This is a genomic window from Paenibacillus elgii NBRC 100335 (assembly GCF_004000865.1).
Classification (GTDB): Bacteria; Bacillota; Bacilli; order Paenibacillales; family NBRC-103111; genus Paenibacillus_G; species Paenibacillus_G elgii.
On the sequence record NZ_BIMB01000072.1, the window covers coordinates 1 to 26,919 of the forward strand.

29 protein-coding genes are annotated in these 26,919 nt (G+C 54.6%); 20 read left to right on the forward strand and 9 right to left on the reverse strand.

All coding sequences use genetic code 11. The annotated features are described in order from the left end of the window. Positions 1-277 (forward strand): NUDIX domain-containing protein (locus PEL01S_RS31475; RefSeq protein ID WP_164824347.1); only part of this gene is annotated, 277 nt, incomplete at its 5' end. Positions 278-333: 56 nt separating this feature from the next. On the opposite strand, the gene PEL01S_RS34680 is transcribed toward PEL01S_RS31475, so the two are convergent. The 5 genes from PEL01S_RS34680 to PEL01S_RS34685 form a co-directional block, all read right to left on the reverse strand. Beyond that, on the reverse strand, positions 334-492 hold the full coding sequence (locus tag PEL01S_RS34680; RefSeq protein ID WP_157244192.1) for a hypothetical protein: 159 nt from the start codon (positions 490-492) through the stop codon (positions 334-336). Between the two features lie 226 nt (positions 493-718). After that, entirely contained in the window at positions 719-1,402 is a 684-nt protein-coding gene (locus PEL01S_RS31480) for a Crp/Fnr family transcriptional regulator (RefSeq protein ID WP_010502062.1), read from the reverse strand. A 227-nt stretch (positions 1,403-1,629) separates the two neighbouring features. Next, positions 1,630-2,244 carry a superoxide dismutase gene (locus PEL01S_RS31485; RefSeq protein ID WP_063185599.1) on the reverse strand — a complete coding sequence of 205 codons (615 nt, stop codon included), beginning with the start codon at positions 2,242-2,244 and terminating at the stop codon, positions 1,630-1,632. A gap of 81 nt (positions 2,245-2,325) precedes the next feature. After that, positions 2,326-2,562: a mother cell protein YfhS gene (gene yfhS / locus PEL01S_RS31490; RefSeq protein WP_231884838.1), complete on the reverse strand. Its 237-nt coding sequence runs from the start codon at positions 2,560-2,562 to the stop codon at positions 2,326-2,328. A gap of 142 nt (positions 2,563-2,704) precedes the next feature. Next, on the reverse strand, positions 2,705-3,538 hold the full coding sequence (locus tag PEL01S_RS34685; protein WP_163768125.1) for a hypothetical protein: 834 nt from the start codon (positions 3,536-3,538) through the stop codon (positions 2,705-2,707). 175 nt (positions 3,539-3,713) lie between these two features. Here PEL01S_RS34685 and PEL01S_RS31500 point away from each other — a divergent pair, with 175 nt between their 5' ends. The 12 genes from PEL01S_RS31500 to PEL01S_RS31555 all read left to right on the forward strand — a co-directional run bounded on the left by PEL01S_RS31500 (position 3,714) and on the right by PEL01S_RS31555 (position 14,288). Then, positions 3,714-6,869 carry a S8 family serine peptidase gene (locus tag PEL01S_RS31500; protein WP_127463033.1) on the forward strand — a complete coding sequence of 1,052 codons (3,156 nt, stop codon included), beginning with the start codon at positions 3,714-3,716 and terminating at the stop codon, positions 6,867-6,869. Between the two features lie 270 nt (positions 6,870-7,139). Beyond that, a complete protein-coding gene (locus tag PEL01S_RS31505) occupies positions 7,140-7,577 on the forward strand; it encodes a GNAT family N-acetyltransferase (protein ID WP_063185592.1) in 438 nt (145 codons plus the stop codon). Positions 7,578-7,765: 188 nt separating this feature from the next. After that, positions 7,766-8,317 (forward strand): DUF402 domain-containing protein, encoded by a 552-nt coding sequence (locus tag PEL01S_RS31510; protein WP_063185590.1) that lies wholly within the window; start codon positions 7,766-7,768, stop codon positions 8,315-8,317. A gap of 3 nt (positions 8,318-8,320) precedes the next feature. Then, positions 8,321-8,917, forward strand: coding sequence for a signal peptidase I (lepB, locus tag PEL01S_RS31515; protein WP_127463034.1), 597 nt, complete (start codon positions 8,321-8,323; stop codon positions 8,915-8,917). Further along, positions 8,917-10,170 (forward strand): tRNA epoxyqueuosine(34) reductase QueG, encoded by a 1,254-nt coding sequence (gene queG, locus PEL01S_RS31520; RefSeq protein ID WP_174807039.1) that lies wholly within the window; start codon positions 8,917-8,919, stop codon positions 10,168-10,170. The genes lepB and queG overlap by 1 nt, the downstream gene beginning before the upstream one ends. After that, on the forward strand, positions 10,151-10,684 hold the full coding sequence (locus PEL01S_RS31525; RefSeq protein WP_127463035.1) for a methylated-DNA--[protein]-cysteine S-methyltransferase: 534 nt from the start codon (positions 10,151-10,153) through the stop codon (positions 10,682-10,684). Before queG ends, PEL01S_RS31525 begins: the two co-directional genes overlap by 20 nt. Next, positions 10,681-11,709, forward strand: coding sequence for an HD-GYP domain-containing protein (locus PEL01S_RS31530; RefSeq protein WP_108534614.1), 1,029 nt, complete (start codon positions 10,681-10,683; stop codon positions 11,707-11,709). The genes PEL01S_RS31525 and PEL01S_RS31530 overlap by 4 nt, the downstream gene beginning before the upstream one ends. Positions 11,710-11,790: 81 nt before the next feature. Further along, complete coding sequence (locus tag PEL01S_RS31535) at positions 11,791-12,006, forward strand: YneF family protein (RefSeq protein ID WP_010502086.1); 216 nt, start codon at positions 11,791-11,793, stop codon at positions 12,004-12,006. Between the two features lie 78 nt (positions 12,007-12,084). After that, complete coding sequence (folE, locus tag PEL01S_RS31540) at positions 12,085-12,675, forward strand: GTP cyclohydrolase I FolE (RefSeq protein ID WP_127463036.1); 591 nt, start codon at positions 12,085-12,087, stop codon at positions 12,673-12,675. A 174-nt stretch (positions 12,676-12,849) separates the two neighbouring features. Then, positions 12,850-13,428: a TetR/AcrR family transcriptional regulator gene (locus PEL01S_RS31545; RefSeq protein WP_127463037.1), complete on the forward strand. Its 579-nt coding sequence runs from the start codon at positions 12,850-12,852 to the stop codon at positions 13,426-13,428. Positions 13,429-13,451: 23 nt separating this feature from the next. After that, a complete protein-coding gene (locus PEL01S_RS31550) occupies positions 13,452-13,820 on the forward strand; it encodes a DMT family transporter (protein WP_127463038.1) in 369 nt (122 codons plus the stop codon). Between the two features lie 39 nt (positions 13,821-13,859). Further along, a complete protein-coding gene (locus PEL01S_RS31555) occupies positions 13,860-14,288 on the forward strand; it encodes a DUF5360 family protein (protein WP_127463039.1) in 429 nt (142 codons plus the stop codon). 122 nt (positions 14,289-14,410) lie between these two features. On the opposite strand, the gene PEL01S_RS31560 is transcribed toward PEL01S_RS31555, so the two are convergent. Continuing rightward, the gene (locus PEL01S_RS31560; protein ID WP_127463040.1) at positions 14,411-15,649 is read right to left on the reverse strand and encodes a Fe-Mn family superoxide dismutase; all 1,239 of its coding nucleotides are present in this window, start codon (positions 15,647-15,649) and stop codon (positions 14,411-14,413) included. 99 nt (positions 15,650-15,748) lie between these two features. Beyond that, positions 15,749-16,771, reverse strand: a complete 1,023-nt coding sequence (locus PEL01S_RS31565; RefSeq protein ID WP_063185574.1) for an alpha/beta hydrolase — start codon at positions 16,769-16,771, stop codon at positions 15,749-15,751. Between the two features lie 375 nt (positions 16,772-17,146). Here PEL01S_RS31565 and PEL01S_RS31570 point away from each other — a divergent pair, with 375 nt between their 5' ends. Further along, a complete protein-coding gene (locus tag PEL01S_RS31570) occupies positions 17,147-17,890 on the forward strand; it encodes an IclR family transcriptional regulator (protein ID WP_063185572.1) in 744 nt (247 codons plus the stop codon). Positions 17,891-17,980: 90 nt separating this feature from the next. On the opposite strand, the gene acnA is transcribed toward PEL01S_RS31570, so the two are convergent. Next, a complete protein-coding gene (acnA, locus tag PEL01S_RS31575; protein WP_063185570.1) occupies positions 17,981-20,686 on the reverse strand; it encodes an aconitate hydratase AcnA in 2,706 nt (901 codons plus the stop codon). Positions 20,687-20,920: 234 nt separating this feature from the next. Here acnA and PEL01S_RS31580 point away from each other — a divergent pair, with 234 nt between their 5' ends. From PEL01S_RS31580 to PEL01S_RS31605, 6 genes are all read left to right on the forward strand, one after another. Then, positions 20,921-21,943: an amidase domain-containing protein gene (locus PEL01S_RS31580; protein WP_063185568.1), complete on the forward strand. Its 1,023-nt coding sequence runs from the start codon at positions 20,921-20,923 to the stop codon at positions 21,941-21,943. A 119-nt stretch (positions 21,944-22,062) separates the two neighbouring features. Beyond that, entirely contained in the window at positions 22,063-23,184 is a 1,122-nt protein-coding gene (locus PEL01S_RS31585; RefSeq protein ID WP_010502101.1) for a D-alanine--D-alanine ligase, read from the forward strand. An 89-nt stretch (positions 23,185-23,273) separates the two neighbouring features. Next, positions 23,274-23,591, forward strand: coding sequence for a hypothetical protein (locus PEL01S_RS31590; protein ID WP_010502102.1), 318 nt, complete (start codon positions 23,274-23,276; stop codon positions 23,589-23,591). A 143-nt stretch (positions 23,592-23,734) separates the two neighbouring features. Continuing rightward, positions 23,735-24,727: a UV DNA damage repair endonuclease UvsE gene (gene uvsE / locus PEL01S_RS31595; RefSeq protein ID WP_127463041.1), complete on the forward strand. Its 993-nt coding sequence runs from the start codon at positions 23,735-23,737 to the stop codon at positions 24,725-24,727. A gap of 105 nt (positions 24,728-24,832) precedes the next feature. Next, a complete protein-coding gene (gene fabI, locus PEL01S_RS31600; RefSeq protein WP_063185635.1) occupies positions 24,833-25,600 on the forward strand; it encodes an enoyl-ACP reductase FabI in 768 nt (255 codons plus the stop codon). Between the two features lie 226 nt (positions 25,601-25,826). Next, complete coding sequence (locus tag PEL01S_RS31605; RefSeq protein WP_127463042.1) at positions 25,827-26,687, forward strand: inositol monophosphatase family protein; 861 nt, start codon at positions 25,827-25,829, stop codon at positions 26,685-26,687. Positions 26,688-26,737: 50 nt separating this feature from the next. Here PEL01S_RS31605 and PEL01S_RS34990 read toward each other — a convergent pair. Further along, the coding region (locus tag PEL01S_RS34990) for a hypothetical protein (RefSeq protein WP_218032563.1) at positions 26,738-26,919 on the reverse strand (182 nt) is incomplete at its 5' end.

Below are 26,919 nucleotides of genomic sequence, written 5' to 3' on the forward strand. Positions count from 1 at the left end.
CGCAGACCCCGCCGCGGCCCATGCCGCGCTGGCGGCGCATCTGGCCGCGGACGGCCTCGGGCTCGGCCCAGTCGGCTGGCTCATGCAGGCGGAGCATACGTTCAGCCACATCCGCTGGGAGATGGATGTGTACGCCGGCCGCCTGGAAGAAGCCTCCACACTGCTGCTGCCCGTGCCGCTGCCGTCTCATTATCGCTGGGTAAACCGCGAGGAGATGGAGCAGTACGCGTTTCCGAACGTCTTTTTACGCATTCTGAATGCGTATTTCGGCCGGTAATAATAAAAAAGCACTCCCCTGAAAGATGATCAAGAGAATGCCCAGCCGGCTGTTATTTATTTGTAGGGATTGTAGATAAACATCGCTTCGTTGCCCATCATCAGGTGATACATGAAATAGAATAGCGGCGAGCAAAGGATCACAAAGAAGAGAATTACCACCAGCAGAAGACCGCTATTCTGCGGCTTCGGTTCGTTTGTTTTCAGGTTTGCCATATGTCATAACCCCTTTTCACATTTTTTTACTCCACGATGTCCTTATAGCTGAATTATAGGAAACGCCGCGGATTGCGTAAGTGATGTAAATCACGCTTTTCTTTTCCAAATGTGAAAGATAAATGGCAATGTAAAAAAGGACATAGACAACCCGTACAAAATGAGAAACGCCAGCCCAAGAACGAAGGTCTGCCCTTCATCCCGGGTTGGCGTTTCTTGCGATGTTCTAGTAAATCTGTTTCTTCATCGCTTGGATGTCTTTGATCAGAATGTGCTTTTTGTCGATTGCGATGTGATCGTCCTCCTGCAGCTCTTGCAGCACCTTCGTCACCGATTCGCGTACCGTGCCGACCATGTTAGCCAGTTGCTGATGCGTCAGCTTCATATCGATAAACATGCCGCCAGCTTTCGGCTGGCCGTATTCCTCCGCTAACCGGCAGATCGTTTTGATCGTGCGCGTCCGGACGTCGAGGAACGTCAGGTCGTATATTTTCTCGTTCGCTTTGCGCAGCCGCTCCATGGTCACTTCCATCAGCTTCAGGCACAGCCTGGGGCTGCGCTCCATAAACTGCTGAAAGTCCGAACGCATCAGCGTATACAGCGAGCAGGCCTCCAGCGTTTCCGCCGTCGCCGAGCGCTTGAGGCCTTTTTGAACCAACGACATCTCCCCGAAAAAGTCGCCTTCCCGGAATAACGAAAGAATAATTTCCTTGGAATTGTCGATTCGGTAAATTTTGACGACGCCGGAATGAATCAAATAAAATTCCTCGCCAACGTCACCTTCGAAAAATAAAATGGTCCCTTTTTTGAATTTCCGTTCCGCGAACAGGGGAACGATCGTCTCCAACTCGGCCACCGACAAATCTTGAAACAGCGGCACATCATGCAGGAGAGTGATCAGTTTGCTCATGAGTCTCACTCTTTCCCGATCAAATAGTTGCGTATTTCGGTCACGTTTTCCGTTTTCTCCAAAATTCGCCTGTTTGTCTATCATACTACGTTCCGGCTTCGGGGGAAAGGGGCCTTCGATATCCCTGTCGGGCGGTCTCGGAGGAAGTGATCCAAACGATTTATGCCGAAAATAGAAAAAGGACTGCATGGAGGAGAACCTCCGCAGTCCTTTGCGGGCAAAGCCGATTATTTTACAGCCGCTTCGTAACGTTTGCCGACTTCGTTCCAGTTGACAACGTTCCAGAATGCTGCGATGTAGTCAGGGCGTTTGTTTTGGTATTTCAAGTAGTACGCGTGCTCCCACACGTCCAGACCGAGGATCGGCGTTTCGCCTTCCATGATCGGGCTGTCTTGGTTCGGGAGGCTGTATACTTTCAATTTGCCGTCTTTGGTCACAGCGAGGAAAGCCCAGCCGGAGCCGAAACGGGTAGTAGCCGCTTTGGCGAAGTCTTCTTTGAACTTGTCGAAGCCGCCCAGCTCGTTGTTGATCGCGTCAGCCAGTTTGCCGCTCGGAGCGCCGCCGCCGTTCGGGCCGATCGTTTCCCAGAACAAGGAGTGGTTCGCATGGCCGCCGCCGTTGTTGCGGACTGCGGTGCGGATGCTCTCCGGTACGCTGTTCAGATCGGCGATCAGGTCTTCCACGCTTTTGGATTGAAGATCGGCATGGCCTTCAAGCGCAGCATTCAGGTTCGTAACGTATGTGTTGTGGTGACGATCGTGGTGGATCATCATGGTCATTTCGTCGATGTGAGGCTCAAGCGCATTGTTCGCATAAGGAAGTGCCGGTAATTGGTGTGCCATCTTCTATCTACCTCCTGAGGATATGAGATTTCCAAGATTTATTATCGCCTATTTTCCATATAAAATCAACATTTATGTATATTAAGTGTTCGTGGCCGGAGCATCCTCCCCACGGAACCGCTCTCCTCCACGGTGCTCGATCTCGTGGATGATCTGCCCGAGCATGGCGGTGCCTTGAGCGTTCAGCCAAGGGGACAGATCGCTCATGGCCCGTTGGTGGTAATGAAGCTCCTCCGACGTCCATTTCGTCATCTGTACATCGTTTAATTCGTCAATCCGGCGCATAGTACCGGCATTAGGCGTCGCCTCATTTGTCATCGTCTTCCTCCTCCAATGCAATCCGAACGATTGCCGCGTGATATTGCATCCGTCTGTGCAAAGCCAAAGATTACCGGATTATCGTTTCACGCTGTTCGGACTTTTATGCAAAAGAAAAAGGAGGCAGTTTTGCCTCCCAGACTTAACCCCCACTGCTTGAACTGGAGCTCCCGATCCCGCCGTGGGAGCTTCCCGAAGAAATGCCGCTGGACGAGCTGGATGAGCTTGACGAGCCGAAGCTTCCTTTCGAGCTGCTGCTTGTAGAAGATCCGGACGAACCGGTCGATACCGACGAGCCGGATACGGATTTGCCAGGCGTACCTGCAGAAGAAGAGGAAGAGGAAGAGTTACCGCCAGTCGCAGCCGAGCTGCCGTCGCTTTTAACGCCGGAGCTTGAGCCGGACGTAACGGAGTCTTTCGTGCTGAAGCTGCCTGTTCGCCCGCTGGTTGTCGGCGCGGGCGTATTCGTCGGTTCCGGCGTGCTCTTGGACGGGGCGGCCGGTGTATTGCCGCTTCCTTGCGGCTGGCCGGCATTCGTGCCCGGCTTCGTGACGGTTGGCGGGGAAGCAACCACTCCGTTCGATCCCACGCCGGATCGGCGGTAATAAGTGTTGCCGCCATAGATATAGGCGCTGCTGCCCGAACGGTTGATGCGTCCGCTGCCATCGTCGCATTCACCGTCGTTATTATCGTCCCGGCAGTAGTCTGCCGACGGAGCGGTTGCCGCGCCGGCTGCTGCGCCAGCTGCTGCACCGGCTGCGGCTCCGATGCCGGCCGCAGCTCCCGGGCCGGTTGCGGTAGGAGGCGGATTGATCCCGCTTTGGGCAGGCGGGGCAGACTGCAGCGGGGCATTCGCTGCCGGAGGCGAGGAGCATCCGGCGCTTGCAGCCAAGGCGGCCACCAAAAACAGGCCGATCAGCTTCTTATTTCCCGCTGCCGATGAAGCGTTCGGATTGGAGTGCTCATGCTTGTTCATCTTGATTCGCTCCCATTCTAAGGAAATTACCAGTTAATACGAAACGGCTACATCTAATGTTTCGGCAAAATTCTTTCAATCTTTCATTGCCGAAACTTTTTTGTGCGCTATATACTAGAGTGGTAAGTTTTAGTAGAGTTGTCAACAGGGAGATTGCTGGAGGGAGCAAATACGGATGAAGAAGCGATGGCTTCACGTAACGTTAGCGACGGCAATGATGCTGTCGCCTTTTTTGGCTTGGAGTTCGGGAAAAGTACAGGCAGCGGAAGGAAATTTGGATGCACGGTCCTCGTCTCCGCCATTTTCAATGCCGTCGTCTCTCGTAACTCAACCGGCAAACGCAGTTTCCGGAAAAGTATGGGTGAAATACAAGGAGCCAGCCCGGAGCGAGGGCTTTGCCGGACTGCTTGCGGCCGAGGACTCGGATTCGTTCGTCGAAATGCCGCTGGCGCCGGGGGAGAACGTGCTTTCCGCTGTCGAACGCTATAAACGGGACCCTGCTGTGGCAGCGGCCGAGCCCGAATATTTGATGCAATACGCCGATCCGGCGGTTATAGAGGTGCCGAGTCAGATCGCAGGCGGAGGCGGTTCGCCGACCGTGACCTCGTCCATCTATCAACCGAATGACCCGTATTATGTGAACGGGAGCCAATGGGGCCTAAGCGTCACTGAGATGACCTATGCCTGGGAGCGCGTGCCGGACAGGGCTTCGATCCGGATCGCAATCATCGATTCGGGAGTGAATCCGAAGCATCCGGATCTCGCTGAGAACTTGGAAGCGGGCTATAATGCGCTTGACGAAGGACAGCCTCCTGTCGACGATTCGGGACACGGTACGAGGGTTGCCGGGATCGCCGCAGCCGTAACCAATAACGGCATCGGCATAGCCGGGGCAGCCGGCGGCGCGCGGATCGTTCCGGTGAAAGTAGGGAAGAAAGACGCCAACAACAAAGACTACATTCCGAGTAGCGCCGTAGCCCAAGGCATCCGATGGGCGGCGGACAACAAGGTAGACGTGATCAACATCAGCCTGGGGATGCCGCAAAACAGCCAAATGCTGAAAGAAGCTGTCGATTACGCCCTGGCCCGGAATGTGGTTATTGTCGCAGCGGCCGGCAACGAGAGCAACCATTGGCTTTTCGGGGAGCCTGCAGATATTCCGACCCGTGAGGACAACTCCTACAGGAGGTTTGCCTGGACCGTCTATCCGGCGCGCTACGAGGGTGTCGTTTCCGTAGGCTCGGTTAGTCGCTTGGCGAACAATGCGTTGACGATTTCCGATTTTTCCAATATTGGAAAAATAACAACGGTTGCACAGGGAACCGGCGTTTACTCGACGGCGCTGTCCGGGGGCTATGCCAGCGGTGCCGGGACCTCTTATTCGTCCCCGATGGTTGCGGGACTGGCCGCTTTGCTTAAAGCGCAAAATAAAAATTTGAGCTCGCAGGACGTGCACCATATCTTGCTTGACAGCAGCCAAAAGCTGGATGTACCACCGATCGCGGGATATTATTTGGCGACATATTACTCTCTGAAGTATCAAGATTATTACGGCGGAGGGCTGATGAACGGCAAGCGGGCTTTTACAATGCCGCGTCTCCGTATGACGGCAGTGCCGGAGCCGGACGGGCGGCAAGCTAGCGTCACGGTAAAGGCATTGGACGATAAAGGGGCCTTGCTTCGGAACCTGTCCTCCGAAATTACAGTGACGGTGCATCACGAGGATCGTTACAAACAGAACAAAACCGTTTCTTTGGTCAACGGGGAATGGAGCGGGCCGGTCGAGCTTTCCGTGACCGACGACGTGTACGATATTACGATCCAGGCAAATGATGCGTCCGGCCGCGGCAATGAATTCATTGAATCCGGCATAGCAAGGTTTTCCAAGCTTCCGGATCGGCCGAAAGCCTCGATCGGTTCGGGAACTTACACCGGTCCCCAGACCGTAACGTTATCTTCAGCGACACCGGGAGCCCAAATCTATATTTCGAACGATGGAGTAAACGCCTATGAATACGCAGAGCCTTTAACGATCAGCTCCAATACGATCTTTTATGCCGCTGCGATGAAAAACGGCGTTTGGAGCGAAACCGCCGAGTACGCTTATACTATCCAGCCGGCTCCTGCCGGCGGCGGAGGTGGAGGGGGCAGCTCGGGCTGCTGCGCCGGAGGCGGCGGTGGCGGCTGGGGCGGTGCCCCTGCGGCTTCCGGCGACGGCAAAAGCGAATCCGGCTCCGTTCTGAGCGTGAAGCCGGACAAAGTGAAGCTGCTGGAACAGCTTGCCGCTGCCAAAGGAGCCCCGGTTACGATCGACGCCGGCGCCCGATCCGACAGCGCCGTGAAGCAGATCATCGTGGAACTGCCAGGCGAGGTATGGCTTAAAGCGGCGGAAGCCGGGTCGGCCTTTGTCATTCGTTCCGATCAAGCGTCGCTGACCATTCCGCCGGACGCTTTTGCCGTAGAGAGCGCAGCGACTCCCGTTAAGCTAACCGTCACCATGACGCAGGAGGCTCCCGGCAAACCGTCCTATGCCGGACTCGCCTCTTCCGTATTCGATTTCACGCTTCAGGCGGGCGACCGGACGATCGAAGCGTTCGACAAGAACGTGACAGTGCTGCTGCGGTATGATTCTGCCAAGATCGGCGATGCCGCCAAGACGGGAATTTATGTTCACAACGCTCCGGCAGGACGGTGGGAATATGTCGGCGGCAAGGCGGAGAACGGGGCGATTCAAATCCGGTTGAGCCACTTCTCGTCCTATGCCGTCATGGAGTGGAACCGGACGTTTGACGACATAGCGGCTCACTGGGCAAAGGCGACCATCGAACGGATGGCGGCCAAGCAGATCGCCGACGGCATGACGGAGACGGCCTTCGCGCCGGAGGCGACCATGACGCGGGCTCAGTTCGCCGCGCTGCTCGCGCGGACGCTGAAGCTGCCGCCAGGCGCCAAGGAGCTGCCGTTTAAGGACGTGCCGCCCGATGCGTGGTATCGCGAGGCGTTGGCCCAAGCGCTGGCAGCCAAGCTTGTGAGCGGGGTAAGCGACACGGCGTTCGCTCCGGAAGCGCCGGTTACCCGCGAGCAAATGGCTCTCATGCTGATGAACGCGTACGGTTATGTCCGAGGGGCTGAGTCCCAATTGCCGACGAATGCACCAGCATTCACGGACCGTGAGGCCGTCAGCGACTGGGCCAAAGATTCGGTAGGACGGGCCGCCGGGTTGGGCTTACTGGAAGGCAACCCGGACGGCTCCTTCGAGCCGAAGAGACAAGCGACGCGGGCCCAAGCCGTGACGGTTCTGAACCGGCTCTTGGACCACATGGAGAAATAACGCTCCTGCGAACAGCTCGCAGGAAAAGCTCCCCGAAGGCAGTGAATGAATGCCGGAGGGGAGCTTTTTGTCGTTGATCGGAGATTGCACGAGCTGCAAAAAACAGACAATAAACGACCAAACTTATTGCAAACGCTTAAAATTAAGCGCTTTCAGGAGGATTTGAAAAAAATATGAAGATTTTTTATCGTTTTTTTGAAAATTAGCAGGAATATTGCGTTATTTGTCGTATTTTATTATCTACCATATGAGTGGCGGGGAGAGTTTAACATGCTTGTAAGTTCGTATCTGGTTCGTACGTTTAAATTGTCCGATTACGTTTCAGTCACGGAGCTTTTCAGGAATGTGCTTTCAGAGGAATGTTACGAGGAGACGATGTCGGCTTTCGCCAGACAGTTGTCCTGGGACAGCGAGCTCGTCCTTGTTGCTGAGGACGAAGGCGCAATCGTCGGGGTCATCGTCGGAACGATCGATAACCAGGACGGCTACTACTATCGCATTGCCGTGGGACAGGACCATCAGCGCAGAGGAATCGGCCAGAATTTGATCGAGTCCCTTCGCCAGCGCTTTGTGGGACGCAAAGTGCGCCGCATCATGGTAACCATCGATTCGCACAACGAAGTGGTTATTCCCGTATATGAGAAAGCCGGCTATCAGGCGGAAGATTTTTCCCGGTTCCCGCAGCGGCTCAGCATCGTGAACGGCTGAGATCGAGCCGAATCAAGCTTAACGAATCATACAAGCATACCCTGGAGCCCCTCGGTTTCCCGGCTATGCTTTTTTGTTTATTCGAAGATTACGGCTCTTGAAAGCGGTGCAACATAAGTTTATGCTAGTAGCAAGAGAAAGAAGTATGAAAGTCAGTTGAAAACCGCAGGCAGAAGGGTTTGGACCACATGGAGACGTTTATCCCGCATGTCATCAAAAGCTTTAAACACGATGGGCACTTGCATCGCATGTGGCTTGAGAATTGGTTGGTGCCGGAACGTCTGCTGCATGAATCCCATCGGGCGGAGTCCATGCTGGTGCTGATTAACAGCCAGACGAAAATCGTCGAGGCCGACGGCAAAGAATGGGTCAGCCGCATACCCGGAGTGTCTTTTTTTATTCCGGGGCAGTGGTTCAACGTGGTTGCGCTGATCGAGGAAGCCGGCGTCCGGTACTACTGCAACGTCGCTTCCCCGCCGTATGTGAACGGACGTGTCATTACCTATATCGATTACGATCTGGACGTGATTCGCATGCCGGCGGGCGATGTGCATGTCGTCGATCGGGAAGAATACGAGCGGCACAAGCTCGCCTATCATTATTCCGCCGTCGTGGAGAGCAAGGTCGAGCAGGGCCTGCAGCAATTGCTGGGGCGTGTAAAAAGCGCTAAAGCGCCGTTTCGGGACGAGCTGGTCCTATCCTATTATGAGCAGTGGAGAGAACGCGGAGCGGAGGGTTAGGATGTGAGCTTTTCTCTAAGCAACAACGAAAGCGAACGGACCGAAAGTCCGTCGGAAGGCCCGGTAAGCTCCAATCCTTTACGGGAGCTGCTGGGCTGGATGAAGTGGTTCGCGTTCGCGTTGGCCTTGGTCGTGCTCATGCATCAATTCGTGTTTCATTTGTCCACAGTTAAAGGAGAATCCATGCAGCCTACGCTGGAAGAGGGCGAATGGCTGTTTATCAATAAAACGATGCGTTATGCCGGCACGCCGCCCAAGCGCGGAGACGTCGTGGTCATTCAGGAGCCGCCGGGAAGCGAATCGATGCATCCTTTTTTAGTGAAGCGGGTAGTAGCGGTGGCCGGAGACGAGGTGCATATCCGGGGCGGCAAGCTTTACGTCAACGGCAGCGAGGCGCAGGAAGCTTACACGGATTCCAATATCGAGGACGGGCGCTTCGAGCCTTATACGGTTGCCGAAGGCCATCTGTTTGTCATGGGGGACAACCGACACCGGTATGCCAGCTACGATAGCCGTACCTTCGGCGCCATTCCGGTAACCCGGGTCGTCGGGCGGGCGGAATGGATCGTATGGCCGCCGCAAAAGTGGAGGAGCCTGTAATGGAAAAAAAATACAGCACAATGGGAACGGAGCAGCAGCAGAGCGAGCGATTTGCGGCGGAGGAGGAGCTGCGGCCTGCGGATTGGAGCCGGCTCAAGCAGCAGCTGCAAGCGGACGCGGCGCAGCTTGGCATTGATAAGATAGGCTTTGCAAGCGCCGACCCGTTTGTTGAATTGAAGGATATCTTGATCCGGCACCGCGAAAAAGGGTTCGAATCCGGCTTCGAGGAGCCGGATCTCGAGAAGCGTGTGGACCCGGCCCTGACGCTCACGGAGCCCCGGTCCATTATTTCGATTGCGGTGGCGTATCCGTCGAAGCTGAGAAATGCGCCGCGGTCCGAGCCGGGGGCGTACCGGGGCATTTTATCCCGCTCTGCTTGGGGGCAGGACTACCATCATGTGCTGCGCAACCGGCTTGCAAGGCTGGAAGCCTGGATTCGCGAACGGGTGCCGGGAGCGCGCATGGCGAGCCTGGTTGATACCGGGGCGCTTGTCGACCGGGCGGTAGCCGAGCGGGCCGGGATCGGCTGGGTGGGCAAAAATTGCTCCGTGATTACTCCGGAATGGGGATCGTGGGTTTACCTCGGCGAACTGATCACGAACGTGCCGTTTCCGCCGGATACGCCCGTGACTGAGAGCTGCGGAGATTGCACGCTTTGCATCGACGCCTGCCCGACCGGGGCGCTCGTCGGCCCCGGGCAGCTTAACGCGCAGCGCTGCGTTTCGTTCCTCACGCAGACGAAAGGGCATATCGAGGACGACGAGCTGAAGCGCAAGATTGGCAACCGGCTGTACGGATGCGATACGTGCCAGAGCGTCTGCCCCAAAAATAAAGGCATTCATGCCGGACATCATCCGGAGCTGCAGCCGGACCCCGAGATCGTCAAGCCGCTGCTGCTGCCGCTGCTCTCGTTGTCGAACCGCGAGTTCAAAGAACAGTTCGGCCACAGCGCCGCCGCTTGGCGCGGGCGCAAGCCGATCCAGCGCAACGCGATTCTCGCGCTGGGCAACTTCCGGGACGCAAGCAGCGTGCCGCAGCTCGTAGAGCTGCTGCGGAAGGACGAGCGTCCCGAGATTCGCGGCACGGCCGCTTGGGCGCTTGGCCGTATCGGAGGCGAGGCTGCGCGCGAGGCGCTGGACGCCGCTTGGGAGGCGGAGCGGGACGAGGCCGCCCGCCGGGAGATCGGCAAAGCGCGCGCGCAATTTACGGGAGAGCGACAGGGGGATGAGCAGGATGGCGATCCGATACGATGAAATCGATTCACCGATCGGCGTACTGACGCTAGGCTGGAACGCAGAGCCGCAGGGCGGCTTGTGCCAGATCGAATTCGGCGCGTTTGCCGATGTCGAATTGAAGCTTCGCGCCTGGTCCGAACAGCGGTTCGGCACGGGCGACTGGGTAAGGGACCCCGGGGCGCTATCCGAGGCGGTCGGTCAGCTACGGGCTTATTTTAACGGTGCGAGACGAACGTTCGACCTGCCTCTGGATTTGCGCGGCACGCCGTTTCAAATCCAAGTCTGGAAGGCGTTGACCGATATTCCGTTCGGCGAAGTCTGGTCGTATAAAGACGTTGCCGTCCGGATCGGTTCGCCCAAAGCGGTGCGCGCCGTAGGGGGAGCGAACAACCGCAATCCGGTCCCGATTATCGTGCCCTGTCACCGCGTGATCGGCGCAAGCGGCGCGATGGTCGGCTACGGCGGGGGACTGCACATCAAGACGTTTTTGCTTCAGCATGAAGGCTTTTCGGGGAAAGGAGCCCTAGCGTGAGATACGTGCATATCGAGAACGTCGAGTCCGGGCAATATTTGGGACGGACGATTTTTTCCGCGAACGGGGCGGTGCTGCTATCTGAAGGGGTGCAGCTAACCGTATTCATGATCACGACGCTGAAGCGGATCGGCGTGACGATGATTTATATTAAAGACCAGCAGTTTGACGATATCGAGCTGGCCGATCTCGTCTCGGAGGAGACGAAGCGGGTCGTGATGCAGCGGATGGGAGAGACGTTCGATTCGATCCGCTCCGGGAAAGATTTCAACACGAAGCATATCGGGGTAAGCATCGATACGCTGCTGGACGAAATTATGAGAAACAAAGAAGTGCTGGTGCAGCTGTCGGATATCCGGACGCACGATAACGAAATGTACGTGCATACGATCAACGTGTGCATGATGTCGACGCTGATCGGCATCAATATGGGGCTGTCGACGACGCAATTGAAGGAGCTGGCAATCGGCGCTCTGCTGCACGATGTCGGCAAGCTTGAGCTCGTGACGGACGATGAAAGCGGCGATCCGAGAAAGCATCATACGTGGCGCGGTTTTGAAGTATTGAAGCATAAGCGGGAGCTCAGCTTGCTGATTGCACACGTCGCTTTTCAACATCACGAGACGATGGATGGACAAGGCATGCCGCGTCAGCTGCCGGGCGATGAAATTCATCTGTACGCACGCATCGTTGCCGTGGCGGATACCTATGACAACCTGCTGTTCGATTTGTCCGAAGGCCGGCGGATGCTGCCGCACGATGCGTGCGAGCGTATGATGGTGCTGGCGGGCGAGAAGCTGGACCGGGAGATCGTGATCCAGTTTTTGCGTACGGTATCGGTTTATCCGACAGGCACGTCGGTCAAGCTGTCCACCCGGGAAACCGGGGTCGTGGTCGGTCAGCACCGGGGGCTGCCGGGCCGGCCTGTCATCCGTGTGGTCAAGGGCGGCGGAGACGATATGGAGGTCAAGGAAGTCGATCTGGCCAAGCAGACGACCGTATTTATCGAAAGTGTCCTGATGTAGAGGAAATTGGTGTTTGTAACCGAGGCTTTGACATGCTATGATGAAGAAATGACATCCATCGTTTGAGGTGAAGGTACGATTATGTGGGGTTACGTCATTACCGCGGTTATCGCCCTCATTGCCGGAGGCGCGGCCGGTTTTTTTATCGGCGTGCAGTACTTGCGCAAGCAGATTGAAAAAATGCAGAGCAATCCGGACATGCTGCAGCAGATGGCCAAGCAAATGGGGTATAATTTGAACAAGCAGCAAATGCAAAAAATGCAAACCATGATGAAGAAGCAAAAGTTTCGTCCGTAAGCCCGAAAAGCCTGGTCGCGGGCTTTTCTTTCTATATTGGAACGGAAACTCCGGACGAATTCAGGAGGAGGATAACCCATGCCGGCCAAAGAATACAAAAACAGCCGAGTTGCCGAAAACCGGGAACAAGTTGAGCATCATATCCGGGAGATTTTGCGCTTGATCGGCGAAGATCCGGACCGGGAAGGTCTGCTAGACACACCTGCGCGGGTCACCCGCATGTATGAAGAAATTTTTGCAGGCTATGACGCAGACGTGAAAGATATATTAGGCGTTGCCTTCGACGAGAAGCATGAAGAGCTCGTCATTGTAAAGGATATCGTCTACTATAGCCAGTGCGAGCATCATATGGCGCCGTTTTTCGGCAAAATCCATATCGGATACATTCCAAGCGGCAAAATTGCCGGCCTGAGCAAGTTCGCCCGCCTGGTCGAAGCGGTTACCCGCCGCCTCCAAGTGCAGGAGAGGATTACGTCGGAAATCGCCGACATCATCGAGACGGAGCTTGAGCCGCACGGCTGCATGGTCGTCGTCGAGGGCGAGCATCTGTGCATGTGCGCACGCGGCGTCAAGAAGCCGGGCAGCAAGACCGTGACCTCCGCCGTTCGCGGACTGTTCCGTACGGATGCGGCCTCACGCTCGGAGTTTTTATCGCTTATCAAAGACTGAATTAACGAAGAAGATGCAGGGAGACCTGCGTCTTTTTCTTTTTCCTGTGGGAGAAAAGCGGGAGACGAACCATTGACGAACGATGTTGAGAAAAGTATACTTTACCCATTGTGGTACTGATAAAAATAATCAGGTACCAATTGGAATGATTAACTTAAGGAAGAGGGATCGCCTGTGCGCGAACGTTTGCTGCAAGCCGCCATGGAGCTGATGAAGCGGAAGGGGCTGAAATTTACGATATCGGATTTGGCCGCCGAGCTGGGCACCAGCAAGCGTACGATTTACGAGTACTTCGAATCCAAAGAGCATATCGTCGGCACGCTCGTCGATGAGGGGGTCTCGGAGGTAAAGCGAATCGAGCAAGGCATTTACCGGGACGAAAGCTTGTCCTGCGCCGAGAAGCTGAGCGCGATTTTGACGATTCTTCCCAAGGGGCTGCAGCTTGGCGACCATCGGTTGCTTTCGGACCTTAAGCGGTTCGCTCCGGACGAATGGTTGAAAGTCGACAGGCTGCTTCAGGAAGAGTGGGGAACCGTCAGGACGATTATTGAGGAAGGCATTGCGGCCGGACAATTTCGGCCTGTTCATGTGCCAACGATTGTCCAACTGATGAAGGGAGCGTCCGTCTCCCTGTTTGACGCCGATTTTTTAGTGAATACGGATTGTACGCTTGCGGGGGCGGTCCGAACGATGGCCGATGTTTTTTTGCAAGGCTTGATTCCGGAAGGTCCGAGTCAGGAAATGAAGCAATAAATATAAAAAGGAATGATGTGCAGATGTATTGGTTGTATCTGGGGGCTGCGATTGCCCTTGAAATCACCGGAACGATTTCGATGAAATTTTCGCAAGGCTTTACGCGGCTGACGCCTTCAATCCTCATGGTCGTCTTTTACTTGCTGGCGTTTACGTCACTCAATTTTTCCCTGAAGCAAATTGACGTGAGCGTGGCGTACGCGATATGGTCGGGTCTCGGAACAGCGGTCATTGCGGTGATCGGATATTTGTATTTTAACGAGTCCATGTCGCTGTTAAAAGCCGGTTCGATCGTCTTGATCATCCTCGGCGTCATCGGACTAAACTTGGGCGGAGGGGCTCATGGAAGCTCGGCCAGTGCGCAATCGGAAAGCACCCCCGCGTCAAAGTAGCAGGCGCAGGATTAAGTGCCATGGGAAAGGGGGATAAAAATGCGGCTTAAGGCGCTTAGAGCGTTATTTTGGATCACAGACATCGGATTTTTGTTATATTGGGGAATTACCGCCCTGAAGCTTATCCCTCCGGAATGGCTGTATAACGACTACACCAACCCGATTCTGGTGGCATGGAACTGGTCGTTTATGCCCATTGATCTGTTCATTTCTCTCACCGGTCTGTACAGCCTGTATTTGCACGGAAAAGGCCGTAGCGCGTGGATCGGATGGTCGCTGATCTCGCTTGTCTTAACATTCAGCTCCGGACTGCTGGCCATTTCATTCTGGGCCGTTCGCGGCGAATTCGATCCGGCATGGTGGACCCCGAATGTCTACTTGATGATTTATCCGCTGTTCTTCATTCCTTGGCTCGTTTCGATGTTGGGTTCCGGCAAGCAGGATCGCATCACCTCCATCGCGGGATAAGCCCTCGACAAGGAATGTCCCTACATGAATGCAATAATCCCCGGACCGACACGGCTCGCAGCTGCTTTGTCTTTGACTTCGCATGCGGACCGGATTTCTGTCAGCCGGGGATTCGTTATGTTTCAATAAGGCAGCCACATCAAATGACGGGCAGCCGCGAACCGTTCGTTAACATGGTCCCAATTCACCGTGTTCCACCAAGCATCAATGTACTTGGGCCGTTCGTTCTTGTATTTGAGATAATAGGAGTGCTCCCACACATCCAGGACAAGCAGCGGGATGACATCCCATTGCGACAAGTTCTGATGCTTCTCCGCCTGCAAAATTTCCAGCCGGTGGCTGCGCGGGCTCCAGACCAGAATGGCCCAGCCGCCGCCTTCCACTTTATCCGCCGCTGCGCTGAATTGCTTGTGAAACCCTTCATAAGAGCCGAAAGACTTTTTAATCTCCCCGGCGATCGGTCCCGTCGCTTTTCCACCTCCGCCCGGCTTCATCACATTCCAGAAAATCGTATGAAGGTAGTGTCCCGCTCCGTTGAACGCTGCTTCCCTTTCCCAATGCTTTACTAGCGAAAAGTCGCCTGTTTCCCTCGCTCGCGCAAGCATGTTCTCGGCTTTATTTAGCCCTTCGACATAGCTTTTATGGTGCTTGTCATGATGCAGCCGCATCGTTTCCGCATCGATATACGGCTCTAGCGCATTATAGGCGTAGGGCAGAGGCGGCAGCTTGTGGCCTCCGATCGGTACGGGCTTGGAAAAGGGGGCTTGAGGCCGGTCGCCCGTCCACGTACCTTCTTGGGTAGCCGTTAGCTGATTCAGGTCGACGGGAGCGGATTCGCTTTCGCCGCGCCATAAGTGGATGTGCGCTTGCTCTTCGCCTGGAGACCTTGTATCCGCCGTTGTATCCGCCTCCTCCTCGTCGCGAGGCTCTTCATAGCATTCCGAGCTTTGGACCGCATGCAGAACGCCCAGAAAATATTCGGATTCGCGTATGATGTGCAGGAACACGGTTTGGACGACCGGATTCGCCCGTACGGGACGGCTTCGTTCCAGAATGAGAAACAAATGCCGGATAAATTCCTTCGATTGCGCAATGGACGCATAGAGCAGCTCGTTAACTTTGTCGATGATATACGGACTGACCGGATGCTTGGCCCGCAGCACGGCTTCGATCCATTGCTGGCTGGTGGATTCCGTCTGCGCAAGAACGCCTTCCCATTGTTGCAGCAGTGCGGCGTACTCCGGTTCGAGCGTTGGAACCAATTCGCGGATAACGACCGTGTGTTCTCTCTCCTGCGTTTTCCAGAACCGAATCTCCTCCAACACCCTGAGCGGCATCAGGGAACCGTAAACGTACAGCATACGCAAAAACCTCCCCGTCGTTCGGCTTCATCCGGCTTTCGCGGCCGGACGCTACAGGAACATTGTATTCGGGGAGGGGTACAGCTATGTTTTATTTATCTAACGGGCTTTATTATACTTCAGAGGTTGTGCCGGGGCGGAGGACAACGTATGGAGGAAGCCCGTCGTCATCTGCAGATAGCTTTTGCTGTGAGCACGATAGATCAACTCGTGCCCGTCATTCTCGAGCAGCCACAGCTCGGAGCCGGAGTCCGCTTTTTGCTTCTGATAGATGCCTTCCGCCATTTCGTACGGGGCCCGCAAATCTTTCTTGCCGTGGATGAAGAAAATAGGCATCGAATACTGCGTCTCTTTCACTTTGTCATAAGGCACTTGGTTCAAGCTGACCCCATTGATCAGCGGGAAAAACATATGCACGAGGCTTTGAGAAAACTTCGGCAAATTCGCCGCTTGCTTCATGTTATGGTACAGGGTGTCCGGTTCGAGCACGAAGGTGCTGTCGAGAATCATGCCGTCGATATCTTTCGTTTGCAGTGCGGCCTGCAGAGCCGTTCCGGCTCCCATCGAGAAGCCCCAGACGAACACTTTTTCGGCTCCCCGGTCTTTTGCGTACTTGACGGCACCCAGAAGCTCTTGCGATTCGCGCAAACCGCCTGTCACGTTCCACTGAGGCTGGACGTAGCCGTAATCGAACATCAGCACGTTGTAGCCCATATCATGGGCCGCCTTGGCCAAATCATAGATAGGTACCCAGATTTCTTCGCGGTTCCCGCCGTAGCCATGCGAGAATACGACCGTTTGCCGGGATGCTGCCGTTCCCGCGCTCGACGGGATGTACCAGCCGGATAGGTTGGAGGAGGCATTCAGACTTGGAAATTGTACGTCCTCGTAAGCAGCGCCGAAGGCAATGGCGGGATTCGAGCGCAGCGGATCGATATGTGGCCGGGCCAGCGTCCAGGCAATATAAGCGTGAAAGGCCATCGTTAAGCTGAATAGCAGGAGCAGAACGGACAGCAGAGCGAGAAGCAGACCCCGGTGCCTTCTGAGGAAGGTAGTACGTTTGATAGCGCTTCCAACCGTAGTGGTGTTTAAAGGTACGGACGAATAAGAATTGGTTTCCATGCCGGATCCCTCCCATTGAAACTAAGATGACTTCCTTTAACGGATGACGTCGGATACGGCTCTGATAACGATTTGAAAACGCCAGCTTTTATCCGAACGGTCGGAGGGAAAAACTTGCGATAACCATTTGCGGTCAGATCCGAAGATTCGAGGCTTGTAAGATCCTTGTATTTTTATAGTATAGGGAGAAAGGCCGGGCGTCAATATTGCGCGAAAAATGTAAACTTTCTGTAATCTCCCTGTAACATCGGTTGTTACAACTACTGGAAAAACAATATTTTATTGAAGAAGGAACGACCTTCATATAGGAAAACGCACGGAAATCGGCTATAATAGATTTCAACCAGTGAAACTGATTTTCGGGGAGTGGGAATAATGGAAGATGGCAAATTAACCGTTCGCGCCGTCGAACGGGCTCTGGATATATTGCTTTGCTTTACGGAAGCGGAAGATTTGAACTTAACGGAAATTTCCGCAAGGGTCGGGCTGCACAAAAGCACGGTCCACCGGCTGTTGGCCTCGCTGGAAGGCAAAGGCTTCATCATCCGCGACCCGGCCTCGGAGCGGTACCGCCTTGGCTTTCGCATCTGGGAGCTGAGCGCCAATTTGACGCACAGCGACGATCCGGCGCTGATCGTGCTTCCGGAGATGGAACGGCTGCGCGATCAAGTCGGCGAGACCGTCAGCCTGTACGTGCGCGACGGCATGGAGCGCGTTCGCGTGCAGGCAGTTCAGAGCAACCAGGCGATCCGCCGGGTCGCTCCGATCGGAGCGAGACTGCCGCTGTCCGTCGGCGCGTCGAGCAAGATCCTCGTCGCCTTCGCCGATCCGGACGAGCAGCAGCAGTTGCTGCTCGATCCGTCCTGGCCGACGGCGGTGTCGCCAGCTGCTTATTTGCAGCAGCTGGAGGAAGTGAAGACGCTGGGCTATGCCACCAGCGTCGAGGAGCGCGAACCCGGCGCCGCGGCGGTGGCAGCGCCAATCTTCGGCCGCGCCCAGCGGCTGGTTGCCGCTCTCGCGGTGTCGGGGCCGGCCAATCGGCTGACGCTCAAGAAGATGAAAGAGCATGCGCCCGCCTTGATGGAGGCTGCCCGCCGGATGGGCAAGATGCTGAAGTAACCGGCGGAAGCTGCTTCGTATAACAGAAAAGGAAGCCCCAGGACCTCACGAGGAGGACTGGGGCTTCCTTTTATCATAGAAGGCTTCGTCTTACGCCATGATTTGACGCAGGACGGTTTGCAGAATACCGCCGTTGCGGTAGTAATCGACATCCACGTAGCTGTCCAGACGCACGATAGCTTCGAAGCTGAAGCTCGAGCCGTCTTCGCGCGTGACGTTGACGGATACTTTTTGACCCGGCTGTACGTCGTTGCTCAGACCCGTAATGTCGAACGTTTCTCTGCCGGTCAAGCCGAGCGTTTTCCAGCCATGGCCATCGGCGAATTGCAGCGGCAGTACGCCCATGCCGACGAGGTTGGAACGGTGAATCCGCTCGAAGCTTTCCGCGATGACGGCTTTCACGCCGAGCAGGAACGTACCTTTTGCCGCCCAGTCGCGGGAGCTGCCTGTGCCGTATTCTTTGCCGGCGATAACGACGAGGTTCGTGCCTTGCTCTTGATACTTCATCGAAGCATCGTAGATGGACATGACTTCGCCGGTCGGCAGGTAAGTCGTTACGCCACCCTCAGTGCCTGGTGCCACTTGGTTGCGGATACGGATGTTCGCAAACGTACCGCGCATCATGACATCGTGGTTACCACGGCGGGAACCGTAGGAGTTGAAGTCTTCTTTCTTCACGCCATGCTCGATCAAGTATTTGCCGGCAGGGCTGTCGACCTTGATGTTACCTGCAGGCGAGATATGGTCCGTCGTGACGGAATCGCCGAGCAGCGCAAGCGTCTTAGCTCCGCGGATATCCGCAATGTCCGACAGTCCGGCGCCCAAGTTCTCGAAGAACGGCGGGTTCGCGATATACGTAGAAGTCGGCCATTCGTACAGCTCGCCTTCCGGAACCTTGATCGCATTGAAGCGCTCGTTGGAACGGAAAACGTTGGCGTATTTTTCACGGTACAACGCAGGGCTCATTGCGGATTGGATCGCTTCTTGAATCTCCTGCGATGTTGGCCAGATGTCTTTCAAGTAAACCGGCTCGTTCTTTTGGTTGTAGCCGATCGGATCATTCGCCAGATCGATGTTGACTGTACCGGCCAGAGCGTAAGCGACGACAAGCGGCGGAGAAGCCAGGTAGTTGGCTTTCACTTGGGCGTGAACGCGGCCTTCGAAGTTCCGGTTACCGGATAGTACGGCAGCAACGGTCATATCGTTGTCGGCGATCGCTTTGCTAACTTCGTCCGGCAGCGGACCGGAGTTACCGATACACGTTGCGCAGCCGTAGCCAGCGACGTGGAAGCCGAGCGCTTCGAGCGAATCGAGCAAACCGGCTTTTTTCAAGTAGTCGGTAACGACCAGGGAGCCTGGCGTCAAGCTGCTTTTCACGTAGCCTGGTTTTCTGAGGCCGAGAGCTACCGCTTTTTTCGCAACGAGACCGGCGCCCAGCATAACGCTTGGGTTAGACGTATTGGTACAGGAAGTGATCGCTGCGATAACGACGGCGCCTGTGCCCATTTTGCTCGTTTCGTTGTTCGGATGCTTCACTTCGACCGTTTCCGCGATTTTTTCGTCGGACAGGCCATAGCCGCCTTTTTCGATCGGAGTGCGGATGATGCTGTTGAACGATTCCTTCATGTTCGTCAGCTCAACGCGGTCTTGCGGACGCTTCGGACCGGCCAAGCTCGGAACGACCGAACCGAGGTCAAGCTCCAGCGTATCGCTGAACACGGGATCCGGTGTTGCATCGGTGCGGAACATGCCTTGCTCTTTATAGTAAGCTTCGACAAGCGCGATTTGCTCTTCGCTGCGGCCCGTGCCTCTCATGTAGTTCAAGGACTCGGAGTCAACCGGGAAGAAGCCGATCGTTGCGCCGTATTCCGGAGCCATGTTCGCTACTGTCGCACGGTCTGCCAAGCTGATGTTGCTCAGGCCTGGGCCGTAGAATTCGACGAACTTGCCGACAACGCCCTTTTTACGCAGCATTTGGGTAACAGTCAACGCGAGGTCGGTTGCCGTAGCGCCTTCTGCCAGCGTACCGGTCAGCTTGAAGCCGATAACTTCCGGCGTTACGAAATACAGCGGTTGACCCAGCATGCCTGCTTCGGCTTCGATACCGCCGACGCCCCAGCCAACGATACCAAGACCGTTGATCATCGTCGTATGGGAGTCCGTACCGACGAGGGAATCCGGATAAACTTCCGTTTCGCCGTCAACGGTTTTCGTTGCTGCGACGGATGCGAGGTACTCAAGGTTAACTTGGTGAACGATACCGGTATCCGGCGGCACGGCGCGGAAGTTATCAAACGCCGTTTGCGCCCAGCGCAGGAAGCGGTAGCGCTCTTCGTTGCGCTCGAATTCGATGCGTTCGTTATATTCGAGTGCGTCCGGGGAACCGAAAGCATCAACCATAACCGAGTGGTCGATAACGAGGTCGACCGGAACAAGCGGGTTGATCCGTTTCGGGTCTCCGCCCGCCCGTTTCATCGTATCTCTCATGGCTGCCAGATCGACGACGACCGGTACGCCGGTGAAGTCCTGCAGCACGATCCGTGCCGGAATGAACGGAATTTCTTTGTTGGCGTCGCGATCGGAAGCCCAGCCGGCGATTTGTTTCACGTGCTCTGCCGTGATCGCTTTGCCGTCGAATTGACGGATCGCCGCTTCAAGCAGAACTTTAATGGAGAAAGGCAGATTTTGCACATGGCCGTTGCCTTGCGCTTCAAACGCCTGCAGGCTGTAGTAGTTGTACGATTGACCGCCAACGTTCAGCTGCTTGCGGACCGAGAATTGGTCTTTTTTAGACATGGTGCTATTCCTCCTTAGACAAGTAATCAGCTGCATGGATCTTGTTTCATTGTATGAAACTTGATTTCATTATTAGCCATAGCTATAGTATACATGCTGAAAGGCTGTTTCGTAAAGGTTGATTTCGCTCATTTTTATACGGCGGGGCGCATACCATGGGAATGAATGTTTTCTCTCCTGTTGAAATAAATCGATCTTAGCCGTACAGGCTTCCGATGAAAGGGGACCGATGCCGTGTCTTGGAAAACGACCCTCTACGATTATGTACATCATCGCAATCAAATGGACATCGATTATTCCGTGGAACCGATGCTGCCCTTTGTGGAGGATGCTGCCTATTTGAGCGCGCAGACCGAGAGGCTTGCCCGGCGGGCGGACACCGACCGTCAACGGCAATTCGTACCGACCAAAAGCGAAACCCGGCTCACCGTCGATCAAGTGGCGGAGCGCGGAGACAGCATCGTAGCCGACGTCACCCTCAGACGGACGACCGTCGGCGAGATTCGTCGGGTCCTTCACGAAGAGCAGCGAATCGAGCGGGAACGGATCACCCTTTCCCCGGCGTCGGACGGCTGGTCCGTTGTATATATCGAATATCTTCAAACGGAGCAAGCTTTACGTCTGAAACCTCCGGTTGCGGGCGGGATCATGCAGGCGGAAGATGCGTTTGCCGCCGTCGGGTTAATGCGTGCCCCTTCCGTACCGTATTTGAATACTCAAATCATTTCCCATTTCCAGCAAGCCGCGGCCCGAACCCCCTACAACCGGCTCGAAGCGGCACGTTATGCCGATGAATGGTGGGACAAAGCGAATCCGGCCTACCTTGCTTTTGAGGTTAACTGCAGCAATTACGTGTCCCAATGCATCTTTGCAGGCGGAGCGCCTATGAACTATACTGGTAAAAGGGATTCGGGCTGGTGGTACAAGGGCCGGGTCGGCGGTCAGGAGCACTGGAGCTTCAGTTGGGCCGTAGCCGAAAGTTTGCAGTTCCATCTGCTGACGAGTCGCAGAGGGCTGCGGGCCCAAGAAGTGGCGAATCCGCAGCAGCTCGATTTGGGCGATGTCATCAGCTATGATTGGGATGGAGACGGCCGGTATCAGCATACCACCATTGTTACCGCCAAGGACCCAAGCGGCATGCCGCTTGTCAATGCTCAGACGATCAATAGCAAGCATCGGTACTGGAGCTATACGGATTCCCCGGCTTGGACAGAGCGAACGCGCTACCGTTTCCTGCATTTATCCGATTCCTTTTAATCTTTCCGACATTTAGCTGTGCTGTAGCTTAGGCTTCGCTTTTCTGCCGTTAGCCATGCACGGAGCCCGCTTTTTCATGATTTTAGACGGCTTGGATCAACATACTTTCGGAGGTTTCTATGAGCGACAAAATACGTGTAGGCTTGATTTACGGCGGCAAATCCGGGGAGCATGATGTCTCGCTCCAGACGGCACTGGCCGTCACCAAAGCATTCGACTTGAATAAATACGAGGTGCAGCCGTTTTACATAACCAAGCAAGGGAACTGGCATTCGGGACCACAGCTTACGGCGCCGGCCGAATCGGTCGAAGCGCTTGCGTTCGATGGCTCGTCCGAAACTTCGGGAGAGTTTGCCCTCCAGCCGTTTTTTGCTGCCCAACCGACTTCCGTCGACGCGTCGATTAAGGTGTCGGGCGCTTCTGCTCCGCTAGATGTCGTCTTTCCTTTGCTGCACGGCACGTTCGGCGAAGACGGCACGATTCAAGGGCTGCTCGAAATGGCGAACATCGCCTATGTAGGCGCCGGCGTACTGGCTTCGTCCGTAGGCATGGACAAAATCACCATGAAAAAAATATTCGCCCAGGAAGGTCTGCCTCAATGCATTTTCCGCCACTTCACGCGGAGCCAGTGGGAAAAAGACAACGCCTATTTCCTGATGGAAATTGAAATTTCAATCGGATATCCTTGCTTCGTCAAGCCGGCCAATCTCGGATCGAGCGTCGGCGTAAGCAAAGCGCGCAACCGCGAAGAGCTGCTTGCCGCCGTCAATCAAGCGTTTCGTTACGACCGCAAGGTCATTGTCGAAGAATTCGTCAATGCCCGGGAAGTGGAAGTGGCGGTGCTCGGCAACGACGAGCCGCAAGCCTCTGTCGTCGGCGAGATCGTATCTTCGAGCGAGTTTTACGATTACAAGGCCAAATATGTCGACGGCACCTCGTCCATGGTTATTCCCGCGGAAATTCCGCAAGAAACCGCGGAAGAAATCAGGGAGCTCGCGCTTCGGGCTTTCACAGCTATTGACGGGTCGGGCTTGTCCCGCGTCGATTTCTTCCTGAGGAAAGAAGACAACAGAATCTTCATTAATGAAATCAACACCATGCCGGGCTTCACTCCTTACAGCATGTATCCGCTGCTGTGGCGCGAGAGCGGAAAGCCTTACGGCGAACTAATCGACGACTTGATTCGTCTCGCGTTGGAGCGTCATGCCGAGAAGCAGCGCTTGGAGTATACCTTGGACTAAAGTTGGCATAGATCAAAATCGCCGGACTTGCTTTTGTCTTCCTAGGTTCGATATGCTTAAACTAAAAGACGGCTGAAAGGAGCGAATTCATGGGATTTCAAACCGAGTTCAATTCTGTATGCAAGTTCAAGTCTGAGCAAGAGCTGTTCGAGCTGCTGGAATACGGCCGCGGCAAAATGGTGAAAAGCGGTTTCCGTGTATTTCCTACCGGACAGAAAGTCATCGCCTATACGCCGGATAACCAAGCTATTGCCATCGTGAAAATTTTGGCTTCCATCGCCGAAATTAATTTTCAGGGCGAAGAAGTGACGCAAGTCGAAATGGAGCTGGTTCGGAAGCTGACTGAAGAGGAAGCGCGCATCCAGACGTCGTTGGCTCACGAAATGTTTTTTGGAGAGCGGGCGTAGACAGCCAATTCACCGACCCTTCATAATATTATAGTGCTTAAACTCTCAAGGGCAGCATCCTTTTCCCGCCAATGGAAGAGGGTGCTTTTTTGTTTCCGGGGACAAGCTATGGAGTAGTTAACTATCGGGAGCGTGAATGAAGCATGATCGTTCGTCTTGGTTACGTAGCGATGTCCATGATTGTCCAGAATGCCTCGCCTTCCAAAACGATGACGTATACGAACTTCGCCAAGCTTGACGACCGGGAAGCGGCGCTGCGCAAGTTGGAGCGGATTGCCACCGAGAACCTTCATAACACGCTGCGGCTGCTTAAGCATAACCGGGCGCACGACATCGAGCTTTACCGCTGCTCCTCTAAGCTGATTCCCTTAATCGGCCACGAGATGCTTAGCGATTGGGACCCGATGGAGGTTCTAGCGGAATCGTTCGCAGAAATCGGCAGCTATGCCAGGGAACATAAGATGCGAATCAGCTTTCACCCCGATCATTTTACGGTGTTAAGCACTCCGCGGGAGGAGGTGTTGCGGCACTCTTTCGCCGATCTGGATCGTCATGTTCGCATGCTGGAAGCGATGGGATTGGACGCGTCGGCCAAGTGCAACATTCATATCGGGGGAACGTACGGCAATAAGACAACGGCAAGAGAACGGTTCATCCGCAATTTCGACGCATTAAATGAACGGATTCGGGAGCGGATGACGCTGGAGAATGACGACAAGACATTTACGGCCCTCGAAACCTTGGAGGTATGCGAAGAGGTTGGTGTTCCGATGGTGCTTGACATTCATCACGACCAAGTGAACCGGAGCGAAGAGACGGCGGAACAGCTATGGCCTCGGATTCACCGGACATGGCTAGGTCAGAAAGCGCAGGCAGATACCGCAACTCTTCCGCACGAATTGCCACCCAAAATTCATGTCTCCAGTCCCAAAAGCGAAAAAGACCCCCGCGGCCATGCAGATTTCATCGATACCGGCATTCTCATGCCTTTTTTGCGCGGCATCGCCCCGACAACGCCGCGGCTCGATATCATGCTGGAGGCCAAAAAGAAAGACGAAGCGCTGTTTCGTCTTATGGAAGCCATTCGCCGGGAAGGGGGGATTACGGTATTATCCCAAGCCTCGTTTGAACTGTAAGTCCGGCCTATCCGAACGCTTGAAATCTTCCTTGAAATGAAGTACGTTGAGAAGGGAGAAAGTTGTCCAAACCCTATTTTATGGATGAGAGGGGAACTGATGGATATGAACTTGGTTGCCGGCAAAAACATATTGGTCATGGGGGTCGCAAACGATCGCAGCATTGCCTGGGCGATCGCGCAATCTTTGGCGAGCCACGGTGCAAGACTTGTTTTTACATATGAAAGCGAACGGGTCGAGGAGCGGGTGCGGAAGCTGGCCGATACGATTCCGAATTCCGTCGTCCTCCCATGCAACGTCACTTCGGATGAAGATATCGAGAAGCTGGCCGGAGCCCTGAAAGAACAGTTTGGCGTCCTGCACGGCATTGTGCACAGCATCGCTTTTGCGCGCACGGAGGAGCTGGAAGGGCTGTTCGTCAATACGTCGCGAGACGGCTTTGCACTGGCTCATGATATAAGCGCGTACTCCCTGGTAGCCGTGGCCCAGAAGCTTTATCCGCTTATGACTGAAGGCGGCAGCATTATGACCATGACTTACTTGGGCGCCGAACGGGCTATGAAAAACTATAACGTCATGGGCATCGCCAAAGCGGCTCTCGAAGCCAGCGTACGTTATTTGGCGAACGATCTCGGTCAATATAACATCCGCGTGAACGCCATATCGGCAGGCCCGATCCGCACCCTCGCAGCCAAAGGCATCAAAGACTTCAATTCCATCTTGAAAACCGTCGAGGAAAAAGCGCCCCTTCGCCGCACGACCGAAACCGCCGAGGTTGGAGATACCGCACTCTTCTTAATGAGCCATCTATCCCGCGGGATTACGGGAGAAGTGATTTATGTCGACGGCGGTTACCATATTGTCGGCGTTTAATCCTATAGTTTATAACTCAGCCATCCGTCATATCGGCGGATGGTTTTCTTGTACAAATTGGGGTTTTTGGGAAAATCAAGGTTTTGTCACATTTGACTGCCTGTTGGACGAAACTCCGTAGCATATTTTACGTATATTAACTATACTGATACTATTCGATCTGTTGCCATGTCACTAGGATTGAAAAGAGCTTCTATTTATTGGTATAGAAAAGGAATGATTAGTAATGACCAATTCCAACATCCCCTCCTTTGCTGTCGGCAGCAAAAGTTTTACCGCGGTTGCAATTAATATCGCTTCCAAAGCCGGAGAATGGATTCAAAGCAAACTTGGAGACTTCAACAAGCTGCAAACCAAATATTCGTCCCACGATCTTGTCACGGAAGTTGATAAGGGCGCTGAAACGATGATTCGCAATTTGATACAGACGCATTTTCCTCATCATGTCGTTTTGGGCGAGGAAGGAGTCGCTCCCGGTCCGGACGCTTCCAAGCGGGCACTGGAGCAGCTGAGTGCCGCCGAATATTTGTGGATCGTCGATCCGTTGGACGGCACGACGAATTTCGTTCACGGCTTTCCCTTTTTCTCCATCTCGCTGGCGCTTGCTCATAAAGGCGAGGTCATTGTCGGCGTTGTTTACAATCCCGTTCATAACGAATTGTATGTCGCCGAGAAAGGAAAAGGTGCTTATCTCAAAGGAAAGCGTATGCAAGTTTCTTCTGAAACGAAGCTTATCGACAGTCTGGTTGCCACCGGGTTCCCTGCGGATCGGGCGGGCGCCCTGCCGGTGAACATGCGCGGCGTTCAAGCATTGGCTCCTAAAGTAAGAAATCTTCGCGTGGCGGGATCCGCTGCATTGCATATGGCCTATGTAGCTGCAGGACGCTTGAGCGGATTTTGGGAAATCGGATTAAATTCTTGGGATATGGCTGCCGGAGCGCTGCTTATTTCCGAATCGGGCGGCAAGGTTACCGATACGGAAGGCAAGCCGTACAGCTTGCATGTCCGCGATGTCCTGGCTACGAATGGCCATATTCACGACGAAATCCGGCAGGAGCTGTCGGCAGCTTCGGCCATCGGCATTTAAAGCGATACTATTGCACATGAGATACAAACCAACGCTGGTTTGTATCTTTTTTATGCAAAGGGGTTGATTTTCGATTTGAGCCATGGTATATTAGTCTTCCGGCCATGAGCTGGGGCATCGCAAACCGGTGCAAGGGCAAGCTTTTGAAGAGTTTCGAAAAAAAACTTTAAAAAAAGTACTTGCATTACAGGTTGAAGATGTGATATATTAAAGAGGTCGCTTTCGACGGGTT

Bases quoted from the DNA above. Each gene is read 5' to 3' on its own strand.
- PEL01S_RS34680 (WP_157244192.1), bottom strand. From the start codon at position 492: ATGGCAAACCTGAAAACAAACGAACCGAAGCCGCAGAATAGCGGTCTT.
- PEL01S_RS31480 (WP_010502062.1), bottom strand. From the start codon at position 1,402: ATGAGCAAACTGATCACTCTCCTGCATGATGTGCCGCTGTTTCAAGAT.
- PEL01S_RS31485 (WP_063185599.1), bottom strand. From the start codon at position 2,244: ATGGCACACCAATTACCGGCACTTCCTTATGCGAACAATGCGCTTGAG.
- yfhS (WP_231884838.1), bottom strand. From the start codon at position 2,562: ATGACAAATGAGGCGACGCCTAATGCCGGTACTATGCGCCGGATTGAC.
- PEL01S_RS34685 (WP_163768125.1), bottom strand. From the start codon at position 3,538: ATGAACAAGCATGAGCACTCCAATCCGAACGCTTCATCGGCAGCGGGA.
- PEL01S_RS31500 (WP_127463033.1), top strand. From the start codon at position 3,714: ATGAAGAAGCGATGGCTTCACGTAACGTTAGCGACGGCAATGATGCTG.
- PEL01S_RS31505 (WP_063185592.1), top strand. From the start codon at position 7,140: ATGCTTGTAAGTTCGTATCTGGTTCGTACGTTTAAATTGTCCGATTAC.
- PEL01S_RS31510 (WP_063185590.1), top strand. From the start codon at position 7,766: ATGGAGACGTTTATCCCGCATGTCATCAAAAGCTTTAAACACGATGGG.
- queG (WP_174807039.1), top strand. From the start codon at position 8,917: ATGGAAAAAAAATACAGCACAATGGGAACGGAGCAGCAGCAGAGCGAG.
- PEL01S_RS31525 (WP_127463035.1), top strand. From the start codon at position 10,151: ATGGCGATCCGATACGATGAAATCGATTCACCGATCGGCGTACTGACG.
- PEL01S_RS31535 (WP_010502086.1), top strand. From the start codon at position 11,791: ATGTGGGGTTACGTCATTACCGCGGTTATCGCCCTCATTGCCGGAGGC.
- folE (WP_127463036.1), top strand. From the start codon at position 12,085: ATGCCGGCCAAAGAATACAAAAACAGCCGAGTTGCCGAAAACCGGGAA.
- PEL01S_RS31550 (WP_127463038.1), top strand. From the start codon at position 13,452: ATGTATTGGTTGTATCTGGGGGCTGCGATTGCCCTTGAAATCACCGGA.
- PEL01S_RS31555 (WP_127463039.1), top strand. From the start codon at position 13,860: ATGCGGCTTAAGGCGCTTAGAGCGTTATTTTGGATCACAGACATCGGA.
- PEL01S_RS31560 (WP_127463040.1), bottom strand. From the start codon at position 15,649: ATGCTGTACGTTTACGGTTCCCTGATGCCGCTCAGGGTGTTGGAGGAG.
- PEL01S_RS31565 (WP_063185574.1), bottom strand. From the start codon at position 16,771: ATGGAAACCAATTCTTATTCGTCCGTACCTTTAAACACCACTACGGTT.
- PEL01S_RS31570 (WP_063185572.1), top strand. From the start codon at position 17,147: ATGGAAGATGGCAAATTAACCGTTCGCGCCGTCGAACGGGCTCTGGAT.
- acnA (WP_063185570.1), bottom strand. From the start codon at position 20,686: ATGTCTAAAAAAGACCAATTCTCGGTCCGCAAGCAGCTGAACGTTGGC.
- PEL01S_RS31585 (WP_010502101.1), top strand. From the start codon at position 22,063: ATGAGCGACAAAATACGTGTAGGCTTGATTTACGGCGGCAAATCCGGG.
- PEL01S_RS31590 (WP_010502102.1), top strand. From the start codon at position 23,274: ATGGGATTTCAAACCGAGTTCAATTCTGTATGCAAGTTCAAGTCTGAG.
- uvsE (WP_127463041.1), top strand. From the start codon at position 23,735: ATGATCGTTCGTCTTGGTTACGTAGCGATGTCCATGATTGTCCAGAAT.
- fabI (WP_063185635.1), top strand. From the start codon at position 24,833: ATGAACTTGGTTGCCGGCAAAAACATATTGGTCATGGGGGTCGCAAAC.
- PEL01S_RS31605 (WP_127463042.1), top strand. From the start codon at position 25,827: ATGACCAATTCCAACATCCCCTCCTTTGCTGTCGGCAGCAAAAGTTTT.